Genomic DNA, 3972 nt, shown 5'->3' with positions numbered 1-3972 from the left:
GCGCCCCCCCCCGCCCGGGCCGCGGGGGGCAGGGGGACGCCCCCACGGCGCGTTGTACGGGGGCGGCCCGCGCGGCGCCGCCCCCGTGATCCGCGGACTCGCGGATCAGCACCCGCACACCCCTCGAACACCAGCCTGGAGGCACCCGTCATGACCACCTTCGTGGACCGCGTCGAGTTGCACGTCGCCGCGGGTAACGGAGGCCACGGCTGTGCCTCCGTCCACCGTGAGAAGTTCAAGCCGCTGGGCGGCCCGGACGGCGGCAACGGCGGCCGGGGCGGGGACGTGGTCCTCGTCGTCGACCAGTCCGTGACCACGCTGCTGGAGTACCACCACACCCCGCACCGCCGGGCGACCAACGGCAGGCCCGGCGAGGGCGGCAACCGCTCGGGCGCGGACGGCGGGGACCTGGTGCTGCCCGTCCCGGACGGCACGGTCGTCCTGGACCGGCAGGGCAACGTGCTCGCCGACCTCGTCGGCCAGGGCACCACCTTCGTCGCCGGGCGCGGCGGACGCGGCGGCCTGGGCAACGCCGCGCTGGCCTCGGCCCGCCGCAAGGCGCCCGGCTTCGCGCTGCTGGGCGAGCCGGGGGAGACCCGCGACATCGTCCTGGAACTGAAGACGGTGGCGGACGTGGCCCTGGTCGGCTATCCGTCGGCGGGCAAGTCCTCCCTGATCTCCGTCCTCTCCGCGGCCAAGCCGAAGATCGCCGACTACCCATTCACCACCCTGGTGCCCAACCTGGGCGTGGTGACGGCGGGCGCGACCGTCTACACCATCGCCGACGTGCCCGGTCTGATCCCCGGGGCCAGCCAGGGCAAGGGCCTGGGCCTGGAGTTCCTGCGCCACGTGGAGCGCTGCGAGGTCCTGGTGCACGTGCTGGACTGCGCGACGCTGGAGTCCGAGCGCGACCCGGTCACCGACCTGGACGTCATCGAGGCCGAACTGACCCAGTACGGCGGTCTGGACGGCCGTCCGCGCGTGGTGGTGCTCAACAAGGTGGACATCCCCGACGGGCAGGACCTGGCCGACATCATCCGCCCCGACCTGGAGGCGCGCGGCTATCCGGTCCTCGAGGTCTCGGCCGTCAGCCGCAAGGGGCTCAGGGAGCTGTCCTTCGCCCTGGCGGGGATCGTGGAGGAGGCGCGCGCGGCCAGGCCGGTGGAGGAGGCGACCCGTATCGTCATCCGCCCGCAGGCCGTGGACGACGCCGGCTTCACCGTCACGCGGGAGGGCGACGGGCTCTTCCGGGTGCGCGGCGAGAAGCCGGAGCGCTGGGTGCGCCAGACCGACTTCAGCAACGACGAGGCCGTCGGCTACCTCGCCGACCGGCTCAACCGCCTCGGCGTCGAGGAGGAGCTGATGAAGGCGGGCGCCCACGAGGGCGACGGCGTGGCCATCGGTCCGGAGGAGAACGCGGTCGTCTTCGACTGGGAGCCCTCGGTGGCCGCGGGCGCGGAGATGCTCGGACGCCGCGGCGAGGACCACCGCATGGACACCATCCGCCCGGCCGCCCAGCGCCGCTTCGCGGCTCGCGGGCCGGGCGTCTCAGGTGGTCAGGGAGTTCTCCGAGCCACTGGGATCGCTCTCCTGTCCGTTCTCCGCCGCGTCGGCCGCTTCCGCCGCCTCGGCGGCCACCCGCGGCGCCGGGGCGTCGTCGGTGCGCAGGGCCATCAGCTCGCGGCGCCTGTCCGCCTTGGCGCACAGCGCCGCGACCGCCCGGTCGAAGCGGACGATCGACGGCGGGTCGGCCGGCCCCAGCAGATGCGTCTTCAGCTCGGCCCGGGCCCGCGCCATGGTGTCCCTGGACGGGTCCCGGACGGAGTCCAGCAGGGCGGGCACACCGGCGGCGTCGGGCGTGAGGACCGTGGCCGCCCGCACGGTCGGCAGACCGGCCCTGAACTCCTCCTCCGCCAGACCGCTGGTGTTGGCGACCGCGTACGGCTTCTCACCGGCCAGCCAGTCCGAGACCACGCTGGAGACGTCGCTGATCAGCAGGTCGGAGCGGTTGAAGCAGGCGTACAGGGCGGGCCGCGGCCCGGTGACGACCAGATGCTCCCACTCGGGGAAGGACGCCCAGTAGGCCTCCTCCCAGGCGGCCGTCGCCGCCGTCACCGCCGCCTCCCGGTCCCCCTCGGGGGTGGACTGGAGCAGCATCCGCTCCATCTCGTCCGCGCTCGGCCGGAACGCCGTGCTGGTCAGCTCGTCCAGCTCGGCGGTGCGGCGGGCCAGCTCGGCGGCGGCCTCCGGGCCGGGGCGCGGGCCGGAGCGCCGGGCGTTGGCCTCGGCGATCATGTGCTGGATGCGCACGTCGGCGCGGGCCGCGCGCGGGTCCACCGAACCGGTCATCGGGTGGGGCTTGTACAGCAGCCGCACCTTCGGGTCCGCCAGCAGGGCGCGGACGATGTTCTCACCGGCCAGGATGACCGAGGTGTTGCCGGGGTCGTCGGTCCAGCCCTCCCAGGTGGGCGCGTACAGCACCGTGACGGGGCCGTCCGCGGCCGGGGGCCCGGCGTACGGGCGGATCGGCGCGAGCTGCGGGCGGCCGACCTCCACCACGTCGCGGTCGTCGACGCCGATGTCGGCGAGCCGGTAGCGGTCCCGGGCGGCCCGGCCCGCGACCCACACCTCGTCGTAGGCCTTGGCGTAGGGGTTGCAGCTGGAGAGCTTGTCGCTCTCGCCGTGGTTGATGAAGGCGTGCTTGATCGAGGGGATGCGCAGTACCTGCGAGGTCTTACCGGAGTTCGCCGGGTGCAGCATCATCTTGAGCGAGGAGTGCTCCAGCCGCATGAGGTGGGCGACCTTGGGGATGCACACGACGGGCACGTCGGTCGCGTCGATCTTCTGGACCATGAACCGCTCGCGCAGCACGATCAGCGGCCTGGCCTCCAGCGCGGAGAGCGTGCCCAGCCACATGTTCGCCTGGTAGGCGGAGGCCGCGCCGCCGGAGAAGTACATCGCCACCGTCGGCCGGTACTCGGCCAGCCAGCGGTCCAGCCACTCCAGCGCCTGCCGCTCGTTCGCGGGCTGCGCGCCGGGCCGCAGCCAGGCGGCGAGCCGCAGTATGCCGCCCAGGTGGAGTGCCAGGGTGACGCCCACCCCCAGCAGGCCCCACAGGGCGTCGGCGGTCACGGCCGAGGCCATCAGACCGGCCGTGGCGGGCAGGGCGAAGTACAGCAGCCGGCGGCTGGGCTGGCGGGCCAGCAGCCGCGGCGGCGCGGAGGACAGCCGCAGGGCGGAGGCGTCGATGTTGCGGGTGACGAAGGGGAGGGTGCGCCGGCGCCTGATCAGCAGCGCGATCGCCTGGCAGCAGAAGTGCAGGAAGTACCCGGCCAGCAGGGCCAGGGCGAGGGGCTGCTCCTCCAGCGGGTCGATGCCCGGCAGCCGGACCAGGCCGACGACGATCAGCGCGTCGCGCAGCAGCTGGCGGGTGGTGACGTCGAAGCGCAGCCTGCCCAGCGCGGCGACCAGCCAGGGCTGCCGGTGCACCAGGTACAGGTCGAGCAGCAGGCCGGCCGAGGAGCCCGCGACGAACAGGGCGGTGTCCGCCAGCAGGGCGCCCAGTGCCTGTGCCAGGAAGGCCGCGCCCAGCAGGACGGAGAGGGCCAGAGCGTGTTTCACCGAGAAGCTCGGTGGAGCGGGCCGGGAGGAACCCCTCTCGGCCCGTTTCTTGCTGCGGAAAAGCCTCAGGACTGGGAACGAGGCGGACATCAGGCAGGTCACGCTCCAGGAAGGGACGTCATACGTGTCGTCTCGCCTACCGCCCACCCCCTGTCTTCCGGAGGTTTTCCGGCGCCGTTCCCCAACGGCGATCGGCATGCGACGGAGTGTTCGACGACCACTCGATGATGCGTTTGCGGCGCTCATCCTACGGTCACCGCGGCGGTGTCCTCGCGCGGTGCCCTCGCGCAACGCCGGGGGGGGGGGGGGGGGGGGGGGGGGCGGCGCGGGGGCCGCCCCCCCCCGCGGGGG

At 73.9% G+C, this 3972-nt stretch carries 1 protein-coding gene and 1 pseudogene; one reads left to right on the top strand and one right to left on the bottom strand.

Annotation, left to right across the window (positions count from 1 at the left end; genetic code table 11):
* Positions 1 to 150: 150 nt before the first annotated feature.
* Positions 151 to 1524: pseudogene (gene obgE / locus AC2CJA_RS25045) on the top strand (GTPase ObgE); the annotation flags it as partial.
* 24 nt (positions 1525 to 1548) lie between these two features.
* Here the strand turns inward: obgE and AC2CJA_RS25040 are convergent.
* Entirely contained in the window at positions 1549 to 3711 is a 2163-nt protein-coding gene (locus tag AC2CJA_RS25040) for a hypothetical protein (RefSeq protein WP_484604953.1), read from the bottom strand.
* Positions 3712 to 3972: the final 261 nt, after the last annotated feature.

Source organism: Streptomyces sp. ATLC9 (genome assembly GCF_057196705.1).
Note: the sequence above shows the minus strand (reverse complement) of the source record. Positions and strands in the feature narration are given on the sequence as shown.

Bases quoted from the DNA above. Each gene is read 5' to 3' on its own strand.
- AC2CJA_RS25040 (WP_484604953.1), bottom strand. From the start codon at position 3,711: ATGTCCGCCTCGTTCCCAGTCCTGAGGCTTTTCCGCAGCAAGAAACGG.